This window comes from Corynebacterium sp. H113, assembly GCF_037572315.1.
Lineage (GTDB): Bacteria > Actinomycetota > Actinomycetes > Mycobacteriales > Mycobacteriaceae > Corynebacterium.
On sequence record NZ_JBBHKZ010000002.1, the window covers coordinates 25,348 to 48,842 of the forward strand.

Consider the following 23,495-nt stretch of genomic DNA (forward strand, 5'->3'; position numbering starts at 1 on the left):
TACTTTTCGACGATCACCCAGATAACGCAATCCGTTCCACCAGCTACCCTTAAACCCATGGAAAGCTACGGTGTCTTCGATCGTGTGCCGGCTGCAGGGGGAGTGCGCGAACGCCTGATGGTCGCGGCTCGTGCAGCGCACGGTCACGGTGATAGCGGCATGACGCATGCGTGGCTGTTTACCGGCCCGCCAGGATCTGGTCGCTCGGTGGCAGCGGAGGCTTTCGCTGCGGCACTGTTGTGCGAGAATTCAGAGCAGCCTGGTTGCGGGATGTGCCATGGGTGTCAGACTGCCCTGGCGGGTACTCATAGTGATCTGTTCACGGTGCGCACCGAAGGCACAATTATTCAGGTGAAGTCGGTTCGTTTTCGTGTCATTCCGTGGGCGTACCGCAAGCCGTCGACGGCTGCGTGGCGTGTAGTGATTATCGAGGATGCGGATCGTTTGAACGATCAATCGGCGAACGCACTTCTCAAGGCAGTCGAAGAACCACCGGAACGCACTGCATTTCTCATGTGCGCTCCTACGACAAATCCAGCAGACTTTTCGGTGACACTTCGTTCTCGATCGCGGCATGTATATGTGCCGACTCCTACACCCGAGGACGTATCCGAGGTGCTGCGGGCACAATTTCCTGAACTTGCCGATGAACAGGCGCAGTGGGCTGCCACAGTTTCAAACGGGCACATTGGCCGTGCACGTGGACTGGCAACGGATCCTGGTACGCGGGAGTGGCGGAAAAAGGCCCTTGACATGGTCGAAGCGGTCTTTAATCCTGCAGTGTCATATTTGCGGACATTCGAGATCGCAGCTTCGGCGAAGGCGGAGGCTGAACGCCGTCTGCAGTCTCGCGAAGAAGAGGAACTGTCCAAACTCGAAGAGGCGCTCGGCATTGGCGCTCGCGGAAAGGGTGCGCAAACTGCATTGAGGGGGACGAAGGGCGATATCAAACGCCTCGAAGAAGATCAGAAACGCCGTCGCCAGCGCACCGAACGCGATTTGATTGACCTCGCTCTCGTCGACGTGATGGGGCTGTTCCGCGATGCAATGGTCGTGTCGGTGGGCGCTGCCAGTGGTGCGACTCCACTCATCCACATCGATCGTGGCCAGACTGCGGCGGAAATCGCTCGCCGTGTTCCGCAAGAGGGCATTCTCGAATGCCTCGATGCGGTCACCGACACTCGGAATCAGCTCGGTACGGCGGTGACATCTCGGGTACTTCTCGACGGCCTCATGGGCCAACTCCAGTTGTCCTGTCGCGTTGGTGTTCGCTGAGGCAGTGCTGCGTGGGTGCCGGCTCGTCGTAAAGTGACCTGCGATTTTGGCGGAAACAAAGAGGTGCGGTAGGATTTTGCAGGTGTCCGCTACGTGTTAGCGAAGACATGTGCCGCCTTAGCTCAGTCGGTAGAGCGCTTCACTCGTAATGAAAAGGTCGCGAGTTCGATTCTCGCAGGCGGCTCAGCGAAAACCCCGAACCAGAAATTCTGGCTCGGGGTTATTTTCTGTATCGGCGCGTTAATAATGGAGATTGATCCTAGTACCCAAGACTTAGGGAGCGACGACTCAAGAGCTGAAATTGGACCTCGAGTTGCATCGTGACTTTCGGCAATGCCTGCACTTCCGACAGCATTCGCTCGACGGTGCGTTGATGTCATCGAGCATATAAAAGAAGGCGAATAGACCAACCACTACAACGATGACCACAATGACAGAAAACACTGTTCGAGCCCTTCCCTGGCTACAGGAGCTTTTTACACTGAGTGTCATTAACCTAACAGCGAAGGCGCCATCGTGCTCGAGGAGCGCTCGGAAATATACGCGCCACCTAAGATGGCGACATGGCGCGTAAACGGGGTATACGTGGGCACCAAGCAAGGGGCACTATCCGCGCGTGGAGTAGGACCCTGACTCTGCTAGGCGGGATGCTGTTCCTGTCCGCGACGGCGGGTTGTTCTGCAGGAGAAGCCATGGAAACGGACATGATTACAGATACAGATTGGCATCTATCGTCCCAGCGTTCCGCATATTTTCGGATCGAAGGGGAAGAGCTAACCGGCTCTGATTCGTGTAATAGGTTAATGGGGAAAGTAAAACTTTACGACGCTTCGCCATCGACTATCGATTTCGGAGCGGGGCCAGCATCAACGCGTATGGCCTGCCCTAATACGCAGAAGACTGAAGAAACAATGCGCGAAGCGCTGCACGGAACCCGTGCAGCGTCTCAAACAGATGAATCAACCTTGGTGCTACGTGATGAGGAAACCGGCCATGAGTGGACCTTTGTTCAGTAAGCAGCGTCAAGCTGCAACCGGAAAAACTAGTCTGCGTTCAAATCCTCATTGATCAACGCAGCAGTGCCCACGACACCCTGATCGGTGAGGTGCATGAACAGCGAGTGAGGAACTGGCACATCGATGATGCCGGCGATCCAACGCTCGGAATCACTAGCGCACGAGTGGCGATCCTTTGTTGCAGCCTTCAAGTCAATCAGTGGAATACCAGCCTGCTCCGAAAGTCCAATCAGACGTGCCTGCGATAGATCCTCGCCAGTGGTCACACCTGCGTATGGCATGCGGTACGGAACTGGGTTGCCAGCGACGATGCGCACTGGGCAGAGCTGATCGTTCTCGTCAGACAGGGTCGGGTAGCTAACCAGCTTGACGGTAGCGTTCGGGGCCGCAGCCTTAACGCGTTCGATCTGTGCGTTCATGTTGTCGATGAACGTCTGGTTGCCCTCTGCGGTCTTGAACTCATCGTGGCGGTAGTCGTTGAAACCGAACTGAACCAAAACATCAGTGGTGTTCTCGTCCAGATTGCCCTCAGCCAGTGCCAAGTCGATCTGCTCGGCGAAGTCACGGTACTTCGCCTGGTCGATGGCGCCGGTAGCAGCCGCACAGCCGTAGTTGTGAACGGTGCGACCCGAAACCTTCGCCAGCTCATTGGCGACCGTCATCTCACCCTGCAAGCACTCACGCATCGCATCAAGCTGCTCGTCCGTAATCAGTTCCTTCATGCCCGGAATCTCGCGAACCTCTTCACGGTTCAGAAGCAATTGCGACGCCACCACTGGGTCGGTTGGGTTAGCGAAAATGCTGTCACCAAACATGACCACTTCGTTGCCTTCGGCAGTCGGCCCTGCTGGGACAGGGGTCGTCGGCAAGCCAATCGATGGGCTGGACGGGAACTGTGCAGGTGCGACCGGGGCGGGAGCTGGCGCGGACAGTGGCGCTACGGTGGCAAACGCGGCGACGACTGCCGGTGCGATATTCATTCGAGTCAAATTCCTACGGTTGGTGGCGGAACGGCTATCACGAATTGATAACAGTCAAAGTGTGTTTCTTATGCTACCTACTGGAAAAGCTACGTAACAATTCAGAAAACATGAATGCGATTCAATAATCACCCCTGGTCGCAGGCGAAAAAGAACAACCCCCTGGGGTCCTTGGAGCGTTACGACGATCGTCGTGACGCCCCGTAGAACTCAGGGGGAAGTTGAGTATTTAGTTACTGTGCCTTGTGCGGAAACTATGCGCGAGCAGCAGCTGGCTCGGCAGGAGTTTCGGAAGATTCAGGGTGGTTCAGCAAGTCACGCTCTTCCAGGCCCTTCGGCAGCATGAACAGCGAGATCAGGGCTGGGATGGTCATTGCGATCAGGTAGATGGAAATCATCCATGCCTTGCCAGTCGCATCCATGATGATCTGAGCGATCATCGGAGCAAACGCGCCACCGAGAACTGCGCCGATTGCGTAAGAGATCGATGCGCCGGAGTAACGAACCTCAGCTGGGAACATCTCGGAGTACAGCGCAGGCTGTGGACCCATGGTCATCGCCAGTGGCAGAGCCAGGACAGCAATGGTCAGGACGTACAGGATTGGGTTCTTGGTATCAACGAGCAGCCACATCACTGCTTCCCAAACGATGAGGAAGGAGTAGCCGTAGATGAACACCTTGGCACGACCGAGCTTGTCGGACCAGGAACCGGACATGAACATGAAGATGGTCCAGCAGACGCCGCCGACGAGGGTGCCGGTCCACGCGATCATTGGATCCATGCCCAGCTCGGTCTGAGCGTACTTGCCGAAGAAGGCAATAACCAGGTAGCCAGCACACTGCTGAGCAGCGAAGATGAGTGCAGCCTGGATGACCTTGCCCCAGTGATTCTTGAACAGCTCTGGCAGTGGAGTCGAACGCTCCTTGGATTCTTCCTGCATTGCGCGGAATACAGGGGACTCATCGACTGCGCGACGAATGATGTAACCAATGATGACCAGAACGAAGCTCAGCAGGAATGGAATACGCCATCCCCACTCGAGGTAGTTTTCCTTGCCGACGATAGCCATGCAGATCAACATGACGCCCGTTGCGAGAGTCAGGCCCAATGGCACACCGGCCTGTGGGAACGCGCCGTAGAAACCGCGCTTTTCCTTAGGGGCGTACTCCACGGACATCAGGGCTGCGCCGCCCCATTCGCCACCAGCGAAGATGCCCTGCAGGATACGAAGCAGAACCAACAGAATTGGTGCGGCAATGCCGATCGATGCGTAGGTTGGCAGCAAGCCGATGAGGAACGTTGCAACACCCATACCGATGAGGGTGAAGACGAGGATCATCTTACGGCCCCAGATATCACCGATGTGGCCGGCGATCACTGCGCCCAATGGGCGGAAGAGGAACGAGATACCCAGGGTGGCCCATGCCAGAACCTGCGCAATCTGTGGGTTTGCTTGGGAAGCTGGTTCGATGAACAAAGGTGCAAGGACGATACCTGCAGCCTGTGCATAGATCAGGAAGTCGTAGAACTCTACGGTGGTTCCGATCATCGTGCCGGTAAGCACGCGCTTTCGCTGTTGCGGGTCAGCCGCAATGATTGACGTAGTCATACAGTCTGTCTTTCGTGGATGTACTGCGCCGACTGAGCGAAGCAAGTGCTTGTTCCGCCGACGAATCTTTTAAAGGCAACGCCAGGTATATTGGCACACCCTTTAGGAGTTGCACAGCCTGAATTAAGGGAAAGCGGACTGAATCGGAAGGCTAACGGGGGTAGTTCGCTTTTAGGGTTGCAATCGTATGGCCTGCGGTTCTAGCGAAAGTGCGGGGGATGGGGCTCGGATTTCGGTCCGGGCAAGTGAAATGGTGGCGGGGGTAGCTGAGTTTACTGGTTTACATCTTCTTATAGATGGTAAAAAGTCCCTCTTGCCAGGAATTCTCGGGTTTTCGCCGGGATTTCGGGTTACCCCCGCCTTTGCTCATTGTTAACCACTGCCGGCTGGTGACTATGGGGTAAAAGTGGCTAAAGTTACAAATGTGAGGTTTAAAATAACGGACCCATAACGGAACTATTGCCACTTCAGAACAGCCCCCGATAGGGGTAATTATTAGGGGTGAAATCTCAATACCCTAAAGCAGGGGTAAATTGACCCTGTTTGGGTGTTTCGGTGTGGGTTCGGGCGTGGATTGGGTGTGGAGCGTCGTAAAGCGAACCGAAGAGGGGGATGTATTCGATTCGAGGCGTAGAAGCGATCGTTGGGGAAGAAGCTCAGCAAAGCTGAAGCCCCGGAAGTTCTACTGAAAACAGATACAAGGCGGGAGGGCGGCTCGTAATATAGCCCGCATGTCAACGACCGATTCAAAGACACGTAGCAAGAGTGCAGTCCCGTTTTGGTTTCTCGTCGCCGTGGCCGTTTTTGCGGTGGCGTGGGGCGGTAATCAGTTCACGCCACTGATGGTGATGTATCGACTGAACGGTGAGCTCGATCTTGTGTTTGTTGACTTGCTCCTTCTTGTCTATGCGCTGGGTATTGCTCCTGCGCTACTGATTTCGGGGCCGTTGTCAGACCGCATCGGTCGAAAGCCGGTCATGATGGCAGCGCCGTTTTTCAGCATCGTCGGCTCCGTTCTCATTGCAGCAGGTGAATCAACGGGTCCACTGCTGCTGGCTGGGCGCATGTTGTCGGGCGTGGGCGTTGGTATCGCCATGGCTGTTGGTGGTTCCTGGGTGAAGGAACTCTCTACGGAACGTTTTGATCCTTCTGCGAAATCCACCTCGGGTGCGAAGCGTCAGTCAATGGCATTGACTCTTGGTTTCGGCATCGGCGCTGGCATTGCGGGGTCGCTTGCACAGTTTGCACCTCTGCCAGGGCAGTTGCCCTATGCAGTGCATATTCTGCTTGCCATCCCGACGATTCTCGCCATGCTGGCAGCACCTGAAACGCGCCAGTCACCGCATCTCAAGGGAGCTGCTCAGGAAACACTCCTGCAATCCCTGCGCACGCCGTCGGTGACGCGACCACGCTTTCTTTTCGTTGCGGCAGTCTCGGCACCGTGGGTCTTTGGTGCTGCTGGCGTTTCGTACGCCATCATTCCTTCTCTAATGCAGAAGGAAGTGGCGAACCCGATCTTCTTTTCGGCCATTGTGACGTTTGTAGCATTGCTGTTTGGCTTCGGCATTCAGCAAATCGGACCGAAACTCGTCTCTGAGACTTCGGCTCGTGGATCGCTCATTGCCATGGCAATTGTCATCGTAGGCATGGGGCTCAGTGCCTGGATGGCCGGCGCACCGACCATTGTTACGGCGTTCATTGCTTCGATCGTGCTGGGAATGGGTTACGGATTGACGATGTTCACCGGCCTCAACGAAGTCCAACGCATTGCTGGGCCACGTGATCTCGCTGGCCTCACCGGAATTTTTTACTGCCTGACCTATATCGGTTTTGCGTTCCCAGCCATCCTGACCAAACTCAGTGAGTCCATTGAATGGATGACTTACCCGGTCATGCTTGGTGGGGGCATGGTTATTGCAATAGCAATGGCCGCCATCATCGCGCTCAATTCCAAGCGCGACCTGGCGGCCTAAGGGCGGACGGCACTGCATCCTCCAGCATTCTGGAGCTGCGGTGCCTAGTCCTACTACTTCTCGTCTTCGAGACGCTGCGACTTCATCAGCTCCAGTTCAATGTGATCGCGGAAGTTCTGTTCAGGCTGAGCACCCGAGACCTGGGACAGACCGATGAGGAACTGCGGGGTACCAGAAACGCCGAGGCTCTGGCCGTACGCGATAGCATCCTTCACGTTCTTCTCGTACGTGGCATCGGTTAGCTCAGTCTTAAACTTATCCATATCAGGAACACCAGCTGTAGCTGCGATTTCAAACAGCTCATCGTTAGTGAACGCTGGGTGTCCGTCGCCCTTCTTGGCAGCAGCAGCGAATGCTGCCTTATTGAACTCCCAGAACTTGCCCTGAGCAGCAGCGGCACGACCAGCCTGCGCTGCGCGCTCTGCTGGTTCACCACCGAAAGCGAGGTCGTTCCACTCCAAGCGCACCAAGCCAGCATTGACGTAGTCGTCGATCAGTGGCTGCTGAGTCTCATTTGCGAACTTCGCGCAGAATGGGCAGTCGAAGTCCGAGAAAATGGAGATCACGACCGGCGCATCCACAGCACCGAGCGCGAATGGGTCATTTTCATTACGACGGTGCACATTCGGCAGGTCCTCTGCGGAGGACAACGTCGTGCCTTCCTTTGGCCCCAAGATGGACGCGTCGTAGGTGCCGTCCGCCTTCGGCTTGGCGTTGATCTCGCCCTTGCTTGCCGTTGCGCCAGCGAGGTTTACAATCTGGCCAGACTCAGACTTTGATCCGGCTCCACCCAGATTCCGGCCTGCCCAGAATCCAAAGCAACCAGCGAAAACAATTGCCGCAATTACCCAAAGCCAGACGAGTGCTGGAACCTTTGCAAACGCGGACTTCTTCTTCGGTGCCTCTGCTGGCTTTTCCGCGAGTTGAGTAGTATCTCCGGAAGGAGTGGAAGCAGCCTCCTGCTGTTCGACAGCGGACGGCTCGACTGGCTGGTTTTCCCCAGCACCATTGTTTTCAGGACGAGTCATACGATTAATAATGCAATATCGCGCCTCAATAATGCGATTCGGCATCCTGGCGCCGTATAGCCCCTACTTCGTTTCCGCGTATGGATCCTCTGGTCGAACCGCAGACTTTAGTGCCACTGCGCGAGCAAGCCGGGCGTAACGCAATTCCTGTTCGCGGAAGCGGATGTACGACGAGATCGTCGTAAAGACAAAAGCGAGAATTAGACCGTAAAGAAGCAGGTCAACGCCACGGGTGACGCCAATTGCATTGGCAATCACGGTGAGATCATCGGGGCGCATGATCGCCCAAATACATGCGACCACAAACACCAAGAAACCAAGCTTTACGCCTGCTTTGGCACGTGCTTTACGACGATTCGCCAGGAAGTACCACAGCACAATGCTGAGGGCGACGAGTAAGAGAATCTGGGCAAGTGATGCGGTCATCGCAGCCTCCTAGCAACAAACGAGTCGGCCAGGATATTGACGCCATTAAACAAAGACTGACCTTTGGCCATGGAGTATTCGGTGTACAGAATGTCGACAGGCTGTTCGGCGACGCGCCACTTGTTCTCAACCATGGCCGTGACGAACTCGCTGGCGTGGCTCATACCATTCATGCGGAGATTCAAATCGTGGGCGACGGTTGCGTTGAATGCGCGCAGACCGTTGTGGGCGTCGGTCAAGCCGAGCTTCCGTGTTGTGGGGGACAGGGCGACAACAGTTTTCAGAACGACGCGCTTGATCCACGGAACTTGGTCGTCTTCAGCGCGCGGACGACCGAAGCGCGTGCCGACGATAATGTCGTATGGCTCATGGCGCAGTCGGTTGACCATAGCTACGACATCTTTGACCTGATGCTGGCCGTCGGCGTCGAACGTGACGAAGTACTTTGCTCCAGGCTGCTGTCGTGCGTATTCGACACCCGTTTGAATGGCCGCGCCTTGTCCGAGGTTTACCGGATGATTGACTAGATGCGCGCCAGCGGCGTGAATCTCAACATCAGATCCATCATGGGATCCGTCATTGACTGCGACGATATTAGGAAACGTCTCGCGTGCGTTCACGAGAACGTCGCGGATGACTGTCCCTTCGTTGAAACAAGGGACGATCAACCACGTGTCGTCAAACTTTGCCTGATTATCCATTATTCGCCGGATATTACCGGATGAAACCACTGCTCACCGTTTGAAATGCGGTGACAAGCAGCACGTAATGGCGTTAAGGAATAGTGGGGCAGCGTTAGCGGATAAAGATTGCACGATATGCACGCGCCAGCAATTCGGTGGGCAAGAGACGAAACGCAGTGCGGAGGAAAAGGTTGACAACACCGCGCGGTTCGCTAATCAAACCCAGCTCCACCAATGTCTGCTGCATGTCCTTTTCCGCGTCAAAAATGCCCTTGGAGCGCCGGCGTGTGAGCATTCCGTCCACTCGGAATCGCGTGAGAGGTTCAGCAAGATTGCAAAACCGTGCCCCGTCGGCGATTAGCCGTGCCCACAGGTCGTAGTCTTCCATGTATGGGCGGTGACGGTAGCCACCGACGGCTTTGACTCGCTCTGTGCGGAACATGGCAGCGGGATTGTTAACTGGCGAATTGATTCGTGCATACCGGACGATCTCATCGTGGTTTTCTGGCAGCGTTCGCGTGCCGAGGTCGACTATCGCGTTGCCCGTGCTGCCGAACTCTGATTCACTCGCGAACTCTGTCATAGCAGTGCCAATGACATCGAGTGGTTGCCCGGCGCGCTCTGCTTTTTCTGCCACAGCGAGCTGTTTCTCAAAACGCTCCGGGACGGCAATGTCATCGGAATCCAAACGTGCGCACCATTGTGTGTGCACGTGAGAGAGCCCTTGCTGGGAAGCTTTGCCGCTGCCACAGTTTTCCGGCAGGCGAATAACGGTCAATTCCGTATGGGCTCGTTCGTGACGATCCACAACCTGCGCCAGCTCTTCGCCGATTGGGCCATCAATCACCAGCACCACCGAGCAAGCCTGCACAGTCTGCGACCACAGTGACTCCAAAGCTTCATCTAAGTCGCTTGGTTGAGTCTTCGCATACATCGTCATCAGAACGGTTAGCTCAGGGGACACGCGCATCGTTGACTCACTCACGCGTTAGATTCTAGGTCAGCTTGGCGGTGCTTACTTTGCGACGAGCTGTAGTCGCCAGTCTTCAACGTCCACAGATGAATGACAATGCCGACAATGGACCCGAGTAGTAAGGCAGCACTCGTACGAACTTCGAGCAGTCCAGGAATAAACAGAATGACGACTGCCACTAATGTCGCGCTCAGCCACCCCGCCATGTACATGCGGTGTTGCTCAACCGCCAGAGTCACCGATCCCGTGATCATGAGCACTGCAGTCGCAGTTGCGGCCAAGGTCAAGGCAGCCAGGGTGTGACCGGCGACGAAGTATTCGTCGCCAAGAATTGTGACCATGAGCCAGGGGCCGATGAGCCATGCCAGGCCCGCACCACAGGTACCGAATGCAATGAGGGCGCCAAGTGGCTTAGCAAGTGCAGATAGAGGTCCGCCATCACGCTGGACGAAGTGAACGATGATGGCGTTCTGGAACTTCTCGAGAGGCATCAACAGGGGAGCGCGTGTCAGTGTTACTGCATACGCAACAGCTGCGGCGGTCACACCACCAGCAGTAATACCCAATTCACCGGAAAGTGGTCCTTGCGCTGTAGTGGCGTAGTCGTCGGCAAGTTTGACCAGCGTGGGGAACCCGGTGACCAGTACTGCGGATGCACCGGAAGCCCACATTGCGGTGATCATGAGTGGGATGAATCGGCGTAGCGGGACATCGGCACGTTTGGTGAGTGCGCGACGGGTGGCAGGTGAGAATGCCACCAGACCCAACCAACTCATCGCGCCAATAACTGTGATGACTAGCCAGGCCAGAAGACTCCACTGGAAGACATAGGCCAGCACTGCGGGAACGACGCGAATGAGAATGTCAATGATGATCAGGGTCGCGTACTGGCCCCACAATTTCGAAGCGCTGAGCAGGCCCGACGTGGCAGCCTGCATGGCATACAGGCCAAGACCACCGGCCATCAGCACTGTGCCAATGGTTTGGTCCGCACAGGTGTGCCCGTCCATGATCTGTGGCGCCCACAAGAATCCAGTTGCTGCGAGGACAACAAACGTTACGACGCTTACGCCAACCGCAACCGTAATCGGGCGAGCACCTGCCTGACCCGAAACATCATGGCCAGCATCAGCTGCACCAACAGCCCGCGTGGTTTCCTGCATCAGGCCGCCGAGAACACCGGTCAATGCGAAAAACATGCCCCAATAGGCGACGAACTGTGCATTAACGTCGAGGTTGAGCGTTTTTGCGGATAAGAAAAGAATGACAAAACTGCCGGCAGCCGCGATGACCGTTGCCAGGGATAACCACTTCATGCCAGTACTAGTCTTTCGCAGCCTGGTACTGAATCATCGCTTCTTCTTCCGCCTCTGCAGCAGCAATTTCTGCAGCAAGCTCCTCCGAGATTTCACCAGCGTCATCACCAGCAGCCTGACGAGGATCCAACGGGAACGGTGGCAACTCAGTGCGATTCACCCAGTTATGGAAAATGGCATCGAGGTGCGACGTCGTCACGCCATGCTGACGACAAACCCGATTCGCCAACGATCGGAAGTCCACGGCATCGACAATGCTGTGACGGTTATCCGTGGTCCAGGTGTGCAGGAATTCGAAGAATGCGTCGTCGCCTAGCAGCAGACGCAGCGCATGGATAGTGAGGGCGCCACGCTTGTACAGGCGGTCGTCGAACATGAGGTCAGGGCCGGGATCCTTGATCAAGATGTCTTGTGGCTTGTCTGCCAAGTCGCGGTAGTGCAACCGCGCGTGTGCAGCAGCCGATGGGCCACCCGAGACCTCGGACCACAGCCACTCCGAATAGCACGCCAGCCCCTCGTTCAGCCAAATATCGCGCCACTGCGAGATACCGACACTATTGCCAAACCACTGGTGCGACAGCTCGTGCGCAATCAAACGATTCCACGTGTCCTTGCCATCAGCGTGATTCGCTCCGAAGATGGACAAACCCTGCGCTTCCAGCGGGATTTCCAGCTCATCTTCGCAGATCACAACCTGATACTGCGAAAACGGATACGGGCCAAACATCTTCGAGAACTCATCGACCATGCGACCTTGCTCCCGGAAATCATGCCTAAACGTATGCAACAGGTGAGGCGGTACCCACGCAACCACCGTGGTGGATTCGCACGGCAGCTCAATGCGCGTGAACTGACCGATATTCAATGTATTCAAGTACGAGGCCATCGGTTCTTCAGTAGCGAAGCGCCACGTCCGGCGAGAACCACCTGCACGCACTGGTGCCTCGGCCTTACCTGGAGCGACCACCTCATAAGGAGCGTCACACGTCACCGACATGGTGTACATCGCCTTGACCTCAGGATCATCGTCACACGGGTACCAGCTCGCGGCACCCACCGGCTGCGACGCAACCAAGCTGCCGTTTTCCAGCTCCTCCCAGCCAATTTCGCCCCACGTGGACTTCACTGGTTCTGGGTTGCCGGAATACTTCACGACGAGCCGCAACGTTTCTTCCGGGTGCAACTCACGATCAAACTTCACACGCAGCTTTCGCCCAGAATGCTTCCAGCGTGTGACGTCGACCGTCGTCACGCGGGTGTCAGTTTCGGCGGTGACTTCGTCGACGCCGAGCGTATCGGCGAAGTCGAGTGTGAGGTCGCTAATCCATGCATTGACCTCGATATGCAGCGTGACCTTCGCGCGCAGGCGATTTGGTCCCACCCGGTAGTCGAAATCGAGATCATATCGATCGACACGGAAGCCCAGGTTGAAGGGGATTTTGGTGTACGGGTTAGTTAAATCTGCGCTGCTCACTCCAAGCACCTTACTTGTATTAATTTAGCTTTTCCCATAGCCACGTATAGATAAGCGATTCCATCATCGCGACCTGGCTATTATCCGCAGCTCCCGCGTGACCACCTTCGATATTTTCGAAGTAGTCCACATCGTGCCCAGCTTCACGAAGCAACCACGCCAACGACCGTGCATGGGCTGGATGCACTCGATCGTCACGCGTGGAGGTGGTGACCAACGCAGGCGGGTACTCCACGTCTTCTCGCTTTGCGACGCGCTGCACAGGCGAATACTCCTCGATGGCGGCACGCTCGTCAGGAACATCCGGGTTTCCGTACTCAGCCATCCAGGACGCACCAGCCGAGAGGCGGTGGTAACGGAGCATATCGGCGAGTGGCACCTGCGAAACCACCGAGCCGACCAGCTCGGGGTAGGAAGTCAAGCACACAGCGGTGAGCAAACCGCCATTAGAGCCACCGCGGACTGCAAGCTGCTCGACTGAGCAATAGCCACGCGCGACGATGTCGCGCAGCACTGCCTGATGATCCTCATAGACGCGTATGCGTTCCTTCTTCACGACCGAAGAATGCCACTCGGGGCCAAATTCGCCGCCACCACGGAGGTTCGCTTCCACAAAGAATCCGCCCTTGGCTAACCAGCCAATGCCACGGACCGGGGAATAGCCCGGCACAAGAGAAACTTCGAAACCTCCATACGCATGCACCAGCGTTGGAGCAGTATTCGGCGTCTCTGTTGATCCGAGGCGCCCCGTAATCCGGTATGGAATCTGAGTCCCGTCGGCAGAAGTAGCCCAATGCTGTCGGGTATCCATTCCAGCAGGGTCGAAAAAGGCCGGGGCGCGCCGGGCGACTCGCACTTCCGGTGAACCAGCGGTGCCGAGCCACAGAGTTGGGGGTTCGGTCATGGAAGAGCTGGAAAGCCAGATTTCATCATCTCGAGTGGGAGAGGTGCCAACGACACTAATGGTCGCTTGGTCGGGAAGGCCGGTGAACTCTGCCTCTTCGGCCCAGTCCCCAATCGAAAGGGTGAGGAGTTTGGTCGAGACGTCGTTAAGCAAGGTCACAACGAGGTAATTATGGGTCCACGCCAATGATTGGAAGGAAGTGTGGGAGTCGGGAGTGAACAGAATTTCAACGTCTCGATTGCCGGAGAGCCATTCGTCGAATTCCGCGACTGCAACCGCACCTGCCGGGATGCCATTGAACTCAGTTCGAGGCATGAGGACGAGCCATTCCTTGTGTGCGGACACTCGGCAATCATCCGGTACTTCGATGATTTGGAGCGAAAACGTGCCTCCAAACTGATGTGGCAGCTTCCCTTGTCGAGGCACCGCCACAAAACGCTGCGAGGTGTAAAAGTCCTGGGCGCGTTCAACGAATAGGCGCTCGAATCCTTCGGTGTTATCGAACCAGCCGCCGACGGCAACGTCTGATTTATGCCCTGCGAAAACCTGCTCGGAATCTGCGAGATCCTGGCCACGCGACCACTTGCGGACCTGTCGTGGATACCCTGAGTCGGTCAAACTATCGGGGCCACAATCTGTGCCAACGAGAATCTCGTCACGGGATACCCATGACACATCGGACTTCGCCTCAGGGAGGAAGAACGGGTCATCGGCGTCCGCGACAAAGCGTCCAGTGGTCAGATCAAACTCGCGGATGACAGTCGCATCTGCGCCGCCACGAGATAGGTGGATCAGCGCGCGGTCGTAATCCGGGTAACGGCACTGGGCGCCCTTCCACACCCAATTCTCGCCGTCCGTGGCAGCGAGGGAATCCACATCGATGAGAACGTCCCATTCGGTGTTTTTCGACAAGAAACTACCCAGCGTGGTACGCCGCCACACACCACGCGGATGCTTGGCATCGCGCCAGAAGTTGTAGAGGTGGTCGCCACGGCGTACTGGATACGGAATACGGGAGTCGGTATCGAGGGCCTGAAGTAACTCCGTGCGGAGATTGTCACGTGCCCCCTGCTGGGCTGCATTATCTACCGTGGCCAGCGTTTTCTCGTTCCACTCGCGCGCCCACGCCAGGGATTGTTCCCCCTCAATGTCGTCGAGCCAGGAGGGGACATCGTCGGCACGTAAAAAGCGTGGGGAACTAGCGGAAGTGAATGCGTTCATACGTACAAACGTAAGGCATATAAAGAGGTGGGGGGAGAGTGTGACGGTTGCGGAGCAACCGCGTAAAGTTGTATTCGTGGCTGAACATTATGATCTCGTAGTCCTCGGCGCCGGTCCAGGCGGATACGTCGCTGCTATTCGCGCTTCCCAGCTTGGTCTGAAGACCGCTGTTGTGGAGAAGAAGTACTGGGGCGGTGTATGCCTGAACATCGGCTGCATTCCGTCCAAGTCGCTGCTTAAGAACGCAGAAGTGGCGCACATCTTCAACCATGAGGCCAAGACCTTTGGCATCTCGGGCGATGTTTCCTTCGACTTCGGAGCAGCGCACGCTCGCTCTCGTAAGGTCTCCGCGGGCATCGTCAAGGGCGTTCACTACTTGATGAAGAAGAACAAGATCGATGAAGTCGATGGCTGGGGCGAGTTCAAGGACGCCAACACCATCGTCGTCTCGGACGGCAAGGATGCCGGCAAGGAACTGACCTTCGACAACTGCATCGTTGCAACCGGTTCTGTTGTTCGTTCCCTTCCAGGCGTTGAGCTCGGCGGAAACATCGTTTCCTTCGAGGAGCAGATCCTTTCGGATGACCTGCCAGAGTCCATGGTCATTGTCGGCGCTGGCGCTATCGGCATGGAATTCGCGTACGTCCTGGCCAACTACGGTGTCGATGTCACCATCGTTGAGTTCATGGACAACGTCCTGCCAAACGAAGACATTGATGTTTCTAAGGTCATTGCCAAGGAATACAAGAAGCTTGGCGTCAAGCTCATGACTGGCCATAAGACCACCTCGATTAAGGACAACGGCGACTCCGTCGAGGTCAAGGTTGAGGCTAAGGATGGCGGCGACGAGCAGACGTTGACCGTCGACCGCGTCATGGTGTCCATTGGTTTCGCGCCACGCACCGACGGCATTGGCCTGGATAAGGCTGGCGTCGAGCTGGGTCAACGAGGCGAGATCGTTATCGACGAGTACATGCGCACCAATGTGGAGAACATCTACGCAATTGGTGACGTCACCATGAAGCTGCAGCTGGCACACGTTGCAGAGGCTCAGGGTGTTATTGCTGCGGAGCACATGGCTGGCCATGAAACCGACATCATTGAGGATTACTTGATGATGCCTCGCGCAACCTTCTGTAACCCACAGGTCGCTTCCTTCGGTAAGACCGAGGCTCAGGCAAAGCAGTGGGCAGAGGAAAATGGTCGCGAGATCAAGGTTTCCATGTTCCCATTCTCTGCAAATGGCAAGGCACAGGGCCTGGCGGAGCCAGTTGGTTTCGTGAAGCTGATTGCAGATGCTGAGTACGGCGAGCTGCTCGGTGGCCACATGGTGGGCGCTAATGTTTCTGAGCTCATGCCACAGCTGGTTTTGGCTGAGAAGTACGAGCTGACGACCGAGGAAATCGGTCGGACCGTGCACATCCACCCAACCATGTCCGAGGCTATGAAGGAAGCAGCCGAGGGCGTTATGGGTGAAATGATTAACCTGTAACCAGTCAGTCCTCTGCGTACTTAGCGCAGCTCCGGAAAACTCCTGTTTGTTCACCTTTCGAGGTGGAGACAGGAGTTTTGCTCTTTTTGTAGCCTTTTCGGCGGCTCCGCCCTGCGCGCTGACGCTCGCGCATTTCAGTCGAAGACATATCTGCGCTTTCGAATCGGTCCGGTAGCTCCAATGCAGCCCTGCCGTTGCTTGCAAAAGCCCAGGTCGCGATCTATCGAAGGGGGCTGCACAGGAGCCACTGAGCTGATTGGAAAGCGCAGACCTGGAGCCGGACCCGGAATCGCTTGGAATTGCCATAATCCGAGGAGCTCGTACGGCAAAAGGCCGACCTCCGATCAAAAAGTAGTTGACAAGTCAACATAGTTTGGTTAATGTCGATCCCATACAGAGCGCGATGCTGCGGGAGGAACCCGCACTACCAATGCGCACACTACGAAAGGAATCACATCCATGGCTAAGAAGACTTCCGCAATTGATCTTGCAACCTACCCAGCACGCCTTTTCCCAGGCCTCGTTTTCCTGAACTCGGGTCTCGGCAAGCGTGGTCTGGATGAAGAGGGCGCAAAGGGTCTGCAGGACTTCGCCGGCGTTGCACTTCCATTCGTCAAGAAGTTGGAGCCAACGACTTTCGGCAAGCTTCTGTCGACTGCCGAAATCGTAACTGGCGCGGCGCTCCTTACCCCATTCGTTCCAAACGTTGTTGCAGGTACCGCACTCGCCGGCTTTGGCGCAGGTTTCACCGCGATGTACCTTCGCACTCCAGGACTGACTGAGGAAGGCTCCGTCAAGCCAACCCAGGATGGCCTGCCAATGGCGAAGGACACCTGGTTGCTCGGCACTGGTCTCGCACTTATGCTGTCGGGTGCAAAGGCATTCGCTGCTAAGAAGTAGCTCCAAGCGTTGCATTAGCTAGCCCCATCTATCCTGAGCTAGCTCCCGTCTGTCCCGCTATTAAGGCGACCTCACAATGACTACTCGCAAGCCTCGTAGAGTTCCACAGGCAAAGTGCCCGATTCGTTTCGGCGAACCGTGCACGGCCTGCCAGCCGGGCACAAGTGGCCCTGAGGATTGCCAGTTAGTAGCCCTTGTTATGGACGATCCTGACCTGCGCGAACGCATGGCAGACATGAATAAGGCTTTGCGACGAAAGCGTCGTGAAGCAAAAGACACCTCCACCTAGGAGCGCGCCTAGTACGGCGCGACCGTGGAGCTGTGCAGATTGACATCAATGGCACGGTGGATTGGTGGGAACGCGCGCTGTGGACAGTCATCGCGCGAGCAGACTCGACAGCCGGCACCAATTGGGGTGGCGGCTTCGAGGTCGTTGAGGTCTAAGCCATCGGCGTAAACCGTGCGCTCTGCGTGCCGAGCTTCGCAGCCCAGGCCAATCGCAAACAGTTTGCCGGGGCGACCGAAGCGGGCGGCGTGATGCTCGACGGTGCGGGAAATCCACAAATATGGACGACCATCCGGCATTAGTGCCACCTGGCGCATGACCTTCCCCGGATATGAAAACGTCTCGTACACGTTCCAGAGCGGACACGTACCACCTGAATTGGTGAAGTGGAATCCCGTCGCAGACTGACGCTTCGACATGTTGCCCGCGCGGTCTACTCGGACAAATGTCCATGGAATGCCACGGAGGCTTGGCCTCTGCATCGTGGAGAGTCGGTGGCAAATAGTCTCGTAACCAACGCCGTACCGCTTGGACAAATACTCGATGTCGTGGCGATGCCGTTCCGCGGCCGTATGGAACGCCTCATAAGGGAGCATCAGAGCTGCGCCAAAATACGTTGCGACGCCACGCAGTGCGAGCTTCCTCGAATCGTCTGACGTGAAATGGCCCGTCTCGACTTCCTCAGCAATGGCATCGCCCTGCTCGAGATAACCAAGCTCAGTAGCCATGCGGAATGCCCGCTGGCCAGGGGAGAGGTGGCGCGCCAAACGAAGCTGGCCCTTCTCTGTATCCAGCGTGTGTTGGGTATTTCCCGTATCGACGACCAATTGCACATCGATGTTGTGCTTCGACCGCAATCGTTGGGACAAAATTGCTTCTACGTCCGCGCCTTCGTCGTCAAGCCCAAGGTCGAGGGAGAGTTTCTCAGCGGCCGTATCCACAGTGTCGATGTAGTTCTGGCGCGCGTAGAAGTAGTCGCGCACCTCTTCGTGCGGCATTGTGAGTGCCTGCGCACCACTACCTGCCACGAACTCGCCGGAGAGATTGCGCTCTTCGGTAGCTAGGGACAGCTTTCCCGTGACATTTCGATAGCGTCGGTGGACATCCACCATTGCGCGGGCAAGATCGGGATGGTTGCGCACAAGATCTGAAATCTCGTGCATATCTACCGAGGTAGGGCAGATTTCCTTATCCAGTACGACATCCTGGACTTCGGCGAGGAGGCGGGAGTCGTCGTCGCGGGAGAAGAACGTCGCATCCACGCCAAAAGTGTCGGTAATTTTCGTCAACACCGGCACTGTCAGAGGTCTGACATCATGCTCGATCTGGTTGACGTAACTTGCCGACAAGCCCAGCGCGTGTGCGAGAGCTGCTTGGCTTAGATCGCGCTCGCGTCGCAGCTGGCGAAGACGGGAACCCACGTACGTTTTAGCCATACTATCCAGAATAGTCCGTTTTGCAGGCCGTTGTTCGCACTATTTGCAATACCTGAAGAAACTAGCAGAAAGAGAAAAACACCCACGAGAACAGGGGTTTTGATGTCCTGTTTCGTGGGTGTTTTCCCAACAGTTTCAAGCTAACGGGTATGCACCCGCTTGCCTAGTCAGTTCACGTAGTCAGAGACTTAGTGGAACTGGCCTTCCTCGGTGGAGCCCTTCAGAGCGGTGGTGGAGGAGTTAGGGTCAACGGTGGTTGCGATGCGGTCGAAGTAGCCTGCACCGACCTCGCGCTGGTGCTTCACAGCGGTGAAGCCGCGCTCTTCTGCAGCCTTGAACTCGCGGTTCTGCAGGTCGACGAATGCGGTCATCTGCTCGCGAGCGTAGCCGTGAGCCAGGTCGAACATGCCGTAGTTCAGAGCGTGGAAGCCTGCGAGGGTGATGAACTGGAACTTGAAGCCCATCTTGCCAAGCTCGTTCTGGAACTTAGCGATCTCGTCTGCCTCGAGGTGTGCGGACCAGTTGAAGGATGGGGAGCAGTTGTAGGAGAGCAGCTGGTCTGGGTACTCAGCCTTGACTGCCTCAGCGAACTGCTTTGCGACCTCGAGGTCAGGGGTGCCGGTCTCCATCCAGATCATGTCAGCGTATGGAGCGTAGGACTTCGCACGTGCGATGCAAGGCTCGATGCCGTTCTTGACGTGGTAGTAGCCCTCAGCGGTGCGCTCGCCGGTGATGAATGGCTTGTCGCGGTCATCAACGTCGGAGGTGATCAGGGTTGCAGCCTCAGCGTCGGTACGTGCAATAACGACGGTTGGGGTGTTAGCAACGTCAGCTGCCAGGCGAGCCGAGTTCAGGGTGCGGATGTGCTGCTGGGTAGGAATCAGAACCTTGCCGCCCAGGTGGCCACACTTCTTCTCGGAAGCGAGCTGGTCCTCCCAGTGGGTACCTGCAGCGCCAGCCTGGATCATGGCCTTCTGGAGCTCGTAAACGTTAAGAGCGCCACCGAAGCCTGCTTCACCGTCAGCGACGATTGGGAGCAGCCAGTTTTCAACGGAGTCGTCGCCTTCGATGCGAGCGATTTCGTCTGCACGCATGAGTGCGTTGTTGATGCGACGAACGACAGATGGAACCGAGTTAGCTGGGTACAGCGACTGGTCTGGGTAGGTGTGGCCGGAGAGGTTTGCGTCGCCAGCGACCTGCCAACCGGACAGGTAAACAGCCTTCAGGCCAGCGCGAGCCTGCTGAACAGCCATGTTGCCGGTCAGTGCGCCGAGAGCGTTGATGTAGGAGTCATCCTTAACGTTGACGCCTTCCCACAGGATCTCTGCGCCACGGCGAGCGAGAGTGTGCTCCTCGATGACAGAACCCTGAAGCTCTGCAACCTGCTCTGCGGTGTAGTCGCGCTTAACGCCTTCCCAGCGTGGGTTCTCGTCCCAGTCCTTCTGGATTTCTGCTGCGGTACGTGCCTTGCCAACGTTCGACATACGGTGTCTCTTCCTTTGAGCTGAACAAATTGGAGTATGGGGAAATCGGTGACAATCGTCGCCGTTAACCCGGTTTATAGAACGCAGAAGACGTAGTTCACCATTCGCTTCTCGCGGTCGGCTCCAAAAAGAAACCAACTGAAAGGCGATCCGTGATGACCGTTTCCGCGTGCTGTAGTTCACATCATGGGGTACGGATTGCGATACGTCAAGCAAAAGTAAGTGTGAATTTTAGCGGGTTTATAGAAGTACTTTTGCAAATGTTGTGAAGACTGTGATGTATAACCACAGCAAGTGCTTAATTGCAGGTAGTGGCATACGCGGGTAAGTGAAGTGTCGCTTGCATGGAGTTGTCGCGAAGTGCATCCCCCCGCTTTGGGGTGTCAATGGTGACGCTTAATACGCAGATTGGTGGCTAACGGCGTTTGTGTTCCGGGGGTGTTATCGGTACCCCCAGATATCTGGTTGAACAGGGGTGATTGCGGTGTGAGCTGGATAGTTATCCCTGAATCACAACAATCTCATTCATGTATTCAGGGTCACTTTGAGGGGGAATGCACTGGGTGTCTAGATCGGGGCGGACGGGGCGTCCGGATCTTTTCCTATCGTGAGAGACGCGGATCACATAAGGTTATGACCATTGACGCCGATACTCCTTGTGCGTCGGATCGTCGGGAAGCAGTGAGCTCTCGCGATCGCGCACACGGGAAACAACACTTTGAGGAGAGTTCATGACCGAGCGCATTACCGCCGGCGGCCTGCAGGTCGCGAAGGAACTGTACGACTTTGTTACCGAGAAGGCGCTGCCAGCGGCCAAGATCGAAGACAAGGACGCTTTTTGGAACGGATTCGGCGACATTGTTGAGAAGTTCACTCCGCGCAACCGCGAACTGCTCGCTAAGCGTGACGAACTTCAGCTGAAGCTGGACGAGTGGTACCAGAACAACCCTGGTGAACAGGACCAGGAGAAGTACCAGGCATTCCTGAAGGACATCGGTTACCTCGTTGACAACCCAGGTGACTTCCAGGTGACAACTGCAAACGTTGACACCGAAATCACCTCCACCGCAGGTCCGCAGCTGGTTGTGCCAGTTCTGAACGCCCGCTTCGCAATTAACGCAGCAAACGCACGTTGGGGCTCGCTTTACGACGCGCTCTACGGCACCAACGCCATTCCTGAAGACGGTGGCGCTGAAAAGGGTGGCAAGGGTTACAACAAGGTCCGCGGTGACCGCGTTATTGCCTGGGGTCGCGACTTCCTGGACAAGGCGCTCCCACTTGTCGACGGCAGCCATGCCGATGTCACTTCGTACGACATTGTTGACGGACGTCTGCAGGCAACCCTCGGCGAGGAAACCACCGGTCTGCGTGAGCCAGAGACGCTGGTTGGCTACACCGGCGACGTCGCAAAGCCTGAGTCCCTGTACTTCAAGCACAACGGCCTGCATATTCAGCTTCTGATCGACCCAGAGTCCCCAATCGGTGCTACCGACAAAGCTGGCGTAAAGGACATCGTCCTGGAAGCAGCAGTTACTAACATCATGGACCTCGAGGACTCCGTCGCGGCTGTCGACGCAGCTGACAAGGTTCTCGGATACACCAACTGGTTGGGTCTGAACGTCGGCGACCTGCGCATTGAATTCCAGCGCGGCGACAAGACCCTGACCCGTGAGATCAATGACGACCGCACCTACACCTCACTGGATGGCGAGGAAGTTACGCTTCATGGTCGTTCACTGAACTTGGTTCGTAACGTCGGCCACCTGATGCAGAACCCAGCAATCCTGGACCGCGACGGCAACGAGATCTTTGAAGGCATCATGGATGCCGTCATTACCCCGATCTGTGCAATCCCAGGCCTGGATCAGGATAACGCGCGTAAGAACTCCCGCACTGGCTCCATTTACATCGTGAAGCCAAAGCAGCATGGCCCAGAAGAGGCAGCGTTCACCACCGAGCTGTTCGGTGAAGTGGAGAAGCTGCTTGGTCTGGAAAAGAACACGATGAAGATCGGCCTCATGGACGAAGAGCGTCGTACCTCCGTGAATCTTGATGCGTGCATCAAGGAAGTTTCCGAGCGCGTCGTATTCATTAACACTGGCTTCATGGACCGTACTGGCGACGAGATCCACACCTCGATCCACGCTGGTCCGATGTTCCGCAAGGCAGTTCAGAAGACTGCCCCATGGATGCTCGCATACGAGGACAACAACGTGGACGCTGGTTTGGCACACGGTCTGCAGGGCAAGGCTCAGATCGGTAAGGGCATGTGGGCCATGACCGAGCAGATGGCAGAGCTTCTGGAGCAGAAGATCGGACAGCCAAAGCAGGGCGCATCGACTGCATGGGTGCCATCTCCAACCGGTGGTGTACTGCATGCAACGCACTACCACGAGGTCGATGTCTTCGGTGTTCAGGACAAGCTGATGATCGACGGCCGCCGCGATACCTTCGGCGACCTCATGACCATCCCAGTTGCCGCTGCCAAGGTTGGCGAGCCAGGCGCTGACTGGTCCGACGAAGATCGTCAGAACGAGCTCGACAACAACTGCCAGTCCATCCTCGGCTACGTTATCCGTTGGGTTGAGCAGGGCGTCGGTTGCTCCAAGGTTCCTGACATCAATGATGTTGACCTGATGGAAGACCGCGCAACCCTGCGTATTTCTTCCCAGACCTTGGCAAACTGGCTGCTTCACGGTGTTGTCACCGAAGAGCAGATCATCGACTCCCTCAAGCGCATGGCTGAGATTGTTGACCGCCAGAACGAAGGCGATGAGGCTTACTTGCCGATGGCTGCTGATTTCGACAAGTCGATCGGCTTCCAGGCTGCGAAGGAGCTCATTTTGGAGGGCACCAAGCAGCCTTCCGGCTACACCGAGCCAATCCTGCACCGTCGTCGCCTCGAATTCAAGAAGCGCGAAGGCATCGACCAGAACTAGTTTCTGACTAGGCTCTCCCCGGAACCCCGCTACACACTTTTCCGTGTGGCGGGGTTTTTGCGTCGATGTTAAGTCGCTA

18 protein-coding genes and 1 tRNA gene are annotated in these 23,495 nt (G+C 56.4%); 8 read left to right on the forward strand and 11 right to left on the reverse strand.

Annotated elements, in window-relative coordinates; translation table 11 throughout:
• Positions 1-57: 57 nt before the first annotated feature.
• The 3 genes from WG938_RS01360 to WG938_RS01370 all read left to right on the forward strand — a co-directional run bounded on the left by WG938_RS01360 (position 58) and on the right by WG938_RS01370 (position 2,291).
• Positions 58-1,275: a DNA polymerase III subunit delta' gene (locus WG938_RS01360; RefSeq protein WP_339976803.1), complete on the forward strand. Its 1,218-nt coding sequence runs from the start codon at positions 58-60 to the stop codon at positions 1,273-1,275.
• A 111-nt stretch (positions 1,276-1,386) separates the two neighbouring features.
• Positions 1,387-1,459, forward strand: a tRNA-Thr gene (locus WG938_RS01365).
• A gap of 508 nt (positions 1,460-1,967) precedes the next feature.
• Positions 1,968-2,291, forward strand: coding sequence for an META domain-containing protein (locus tag WG938_RS01370; protein ID WP_339976805.1), 324 nt, complete (start codon positions 1,968-1,970; stop codon positions 2,289-2,291).
• 26 nt (positions 2,292-2,317) lie between these two features.
• On the opposite strand, the gene WG938_RS01375 is transcribed toward WG938_RS01370, so the two are convergent.
• Positions 2,318-3,271, reverse strand: coding sequence for a GDSL-type esterase/lipase family protein (locus WG938_RS01375; protein WP_339976807.1), 954 nt, complete (start codon positions 3,269-3,271; stop codon positions 2,318-2,320).
• Positions 3,272-3,525: 254 nt separating this feature from the next.
• A complete protein-coding gene (locus tag WG938_RS01380) occupies positions 3,526-4,881 on the reverse strand; it encodes an MFS transporter (RefSeq protein ID WP_339976809.1) in 1,356 nt (451 codons plus the stop codon).
• A 731-nt stretch (positions 4,882-5,612) separates the two neighbouring features.
• Between WG938_RS01380 and WG938_RS01385 the strand changes: the two genes are divergently transcribed.
• On the forward strand, positions 5,613-6,854 hold the full coding sequence (locus WG938_RS01385) for an MFS transporter (RefSeq protein WP_339976811.1): 1,242 nt from the start codon (positions 5,613-5,615) through the stop codon (positions 6,852-6,854).
• Positions 6,855-6,907: 53 nt separating this feature from the next.
• On the opposite strand, the gene WG938_RS01390 is transcribed toward WG938_RS01385, so the two are convergent.
• The 7 genes from WG938_RS01390 to WG938_RS01420 form a co-directional block, all read right to left on the reverse strand.
• Positions 6,908-7,882: a DsbA family protein gene (locus WG938_RS01390; protein ID WP_339976813.1), complete on the reverse strand. Its 975-nt coding sequence runs from the start codon at positions 7,880-7,882 to the stop codon at positions 6,908-6,910.
• Between the two features lie 63 nt (positions 7,883-7,945).
• Complete coding sequence (locus tag WG938_RS01395) at positions 7,946-8,308, reverse strand: DUF2304 domain-containing protein (protein WP_339976815.1); 363 nt, start codon at positions 8,306-8,308, stop codon at positions 7,946-7,948.
• Positions 8,305-9,009 carry a glycosyltransferase family 2 protein gene (locus WG938_RS01400; protein ID WP_339976817.1) on the reverse strand — a complete coding sequence of 235 codons (705 nt, stop codon included), beginning with the start codon at positions 9,007-9,009 and terminating at the stop codon, positions 8,305-8,307. The genes WG938_RS01395 and WG938_RS01400 overlap by 4 nt, the downstream gene beginning before the upstream one ends.
• Positions 9,010-9,103: 94 nt before the next feature.
• Positions 9,104-9,976, reverse strand: coding sequence for a glycosyltransferase (locus WG938_RS01405; RefSeq protein ID WP_339976819.1), 873 nt, complete (start codon positions 9,974-9,976; stop codon positions 9,104-9,106).
• The gene (locus WG938_RS01410) at positions 9,973-11,280 is read right to left on the reverse strand and encodes a hypothetical protein (RefSeq protein WP_339976821.1); all 1,308 of its coding nucleotides are present in this window, start codon (positions 11,278-11,280) and stop codon (positions 9,973-9,975) included. The genes WG938_RS01405 and WG938_RS01410 overlap by 4 nt, the downstream gene beginning before the upstream one ends.
• A 7-nt stretch (positions 11,281-11,287) precedes the next feature.
• Positions 11,288-12,754, reverse strand: a complete 1,467-nt coding sequence (locus WG938_RS01415; RefSeq protein ID WP_339976823.1) for a M1 family metallopeptidase — start codon at positions 12,752-12,754, stop codon at positions 11,288-11,290.
• Positions 12,755-12,773: 19 nt separating this feature from the next.
• Positions 12,774-14,879 carry a prolyl oligopeptidase family serine peptidase gene (locus WG938_RS01420; protein ID WP_339976825.1) on the reverse strand — a complete coding sequence of 702 codons (2,106 nt, stop codon included), beginning with the start codon at positions 14,877-14,879 and terminating at the stop codon, positions 12,774-12,776.
• A gap of 76 nt (positions 14,880-14,955) precedes the next feature.
• Here WG938_RS01420 and lpdA point away from each other — a divergent pair, with 76 nt between their 5' ends.
• The 3 genes from lpdA (at position 14,956) to WG938_RS01435 (ending at position 17,560) form a co-directional block, all read left to right on the forward strand.
• Positions 14,956-16,371 carry a dihydrolipoyl dehydrogenase gene (gene lpdA / locus WG938_RS01425; RefSeq protein ID WP_339976827.1) on the forward strand — a complete coding sequence of 472 codons (1,416 nt, stop codon included), beginning with the start codon at positions 14,956-14,958 and terminating at the stop codon, positions 16,369-16,371.
• 459 nt (positions 16,372-16,830) lie between these two features.
• Complete coding sequence (locus tag WG938_RS01430; protein WP_339976829.1) at positions 16,831-17,271, forward strand: hypothetical protein; 441 nt, start codon at positions 16,831-16,833, stop codon at positions 17,269-17,271.
• Between the two features lie 76 nt (positions 17,272-17,347).
• On the forward strand, positions 17,348-17,560 hold the full coding sequence (locus WG938_RS01435; protein ID WP_339976831.1) for a DUF6767 domain-containing protein: 213 nt from the start codon (positions 17,348-17,350) through the stop codon (positions 17,558-17,560).
• A gap of 8 nt (positions 17,561-17,568) precedes the next feature.
• Here the strand turns inward: WG938_RS01435 and ramB are convergent, their stop codons facing one another.
• The gene (gene ramB / locus WG938_RS01440) at positions 17,569-18,993 is read right to left on the reverse strand and encodes an acetate metabolism transcriptional regulator RamB (protein WP_339976833.1); all 1,425 of its coding nucleotides are present in this window, start codon (positions 18,991-18,993) and stop codon (positions 17,569-17,571) included.
• Positions 18,994-19,181: 188 nt separating this feature from the next.
• Positions 19,182-20,477 carry an isocitrate lyase gene (aceA, locus tag WG938_RS01445; RefSeq protein ID WP_339976835.1) on the reverse strand — a complete coding sequence of 432 codons (1,296 nt, stop codon included), beginning with the start codon at positions 20,475-20,477 and terminating at the stop codon, positions 19,182-19,184.
• Between the two features lie 731 nt (positions 20,478-21,208).
• On the opposite strand from aceA, the gene WG938_RS01450 reads away from it, so the two are divergent.
• On the forward strand, positions 21,209-23,416 hold the full coding sequence (locus tag WG938_RS01450) for a malate synthase G (RefSeq protein ID WP_339976837.1): 2,208 nt from the start codon (positions 21,209-21,211) through the stop codon (positions 23,414-23,416).
• Positions 23,417-23,495 lie beyond the last annotated feature (79 nt).

What these genes read in the sequence shown, in the direction of transcription:
- WG938_RS01390 (WP_339976813.1), bottom strand. Translation starts at nt 7,882, where the DNA reads ATGACTCGTCCTGAAAACAATGGTGCTGGGGAAAACCAGCCAGTCGAG.
- WG938_RS01385 (WP_339976811.1), top strand. Translation starts at nt 5,613, where the DNA reads ATGTCAACGACCGATTCAAAGACACGTAGCAAGAGTGCAGTCCCGTTT.
- WG938_RS01420 (WP_339976825.1), bottom strand. Translation starts at nt 14,879, where the DNA reads ATGAACGCATTCACTTCCGCTAGTTCCCCACGCTTTTTACGTGCCGAC.
- WG938_RS01375 (WP_339976807.1), bottom strand. Translation starts at nt 3,271, where the DNA reads ATGAATATCGCACCGGCAGTCGTCGCCGCGTTTGCCACCGTAGCGCCA.
- WG938_RS01435 (WP_339976831.1), top strand. Translation starts at nt 17,348, where the DNA reads ATGACTACTCGCAAGCCTCGTAGAGTTCCACAGGCAAAGTGCCCGATT.
- WG938_RS01380 (WP_339976809.1), bottom strand. Translation starts at nt 4,881, where the DNA reads ATGACTACGTCAATCATTGCGGCTGACCCGCAACAGCGAAAGCGCGTG.
- ramB (WP_339976833.1), bottom strand. Translation starts at nt 18,993, where the DNA reads ATGGCTAAAACGTACGTGGGTTCCCGTCTTCGCCAGCTGCGACGCGAG.
- WG938_RS01360 (WP_339976803.1), top strand. Translation starts at nt 58, where the DNA reads ATGGAAAGCTACGGTGTCTTCGATCGTGTGCCGGCTGCAGGGGGAGTG.
- WG938_RS01450 (WP_339976837.1), top strand. Translation starts at nt 21,209, where the DNA reads ATGACCGAGCGCATTACCGCCGGCGGCCTGCAGGTCGCGAAGGAACTG.
- WG938_RS01395 (WP_339976815.1), bottom strand. Translation starts at nt 8,308, where the DNA reads ATGACCGCATCACTTGCCCAGATTCTCTTACTCGTCGCCCTCAGCATT.
- WG938_RS01430 (WP_339976829.1), top strand. Translation starts at nt 16,831, where the DNA reads ATGGCTAAGAAGACTTCCGCAATTGATCTTGCAACCTACCCAGCACGC.
- WG938_RS01400 (WP_339976817.1), bottom strand. Translation starts at nt 9,009, where the DNA reads ATGGATAATCAGGCAAAGTTTGACGACACGTGGTTGATCGTCCCTTGT.
- WG938_RS01370 (WP_339976805.1), top strand. Translation starts at nt 1,968, where the DNA reads ATGGAAACGGACATGATTACAGATACAGATTGGCATCTATCGTCCCAG.
- WG938_RS01410 (WP_339976821.1), bottom strand. Translation starts at nt 11,280, where the DNA reads ATGAAGTGGTTATCCCTGGCAACGGTCATCGCGGCTGCCGGCAGTTTT.
- aceA (WP_339976835.1), bottom strand. Translation starts at nt 20,477, where the DNA reads ATGTCGAACGTTGGCAAGGCACGTACCGCAGCAGAAATCCAGAAGGAC.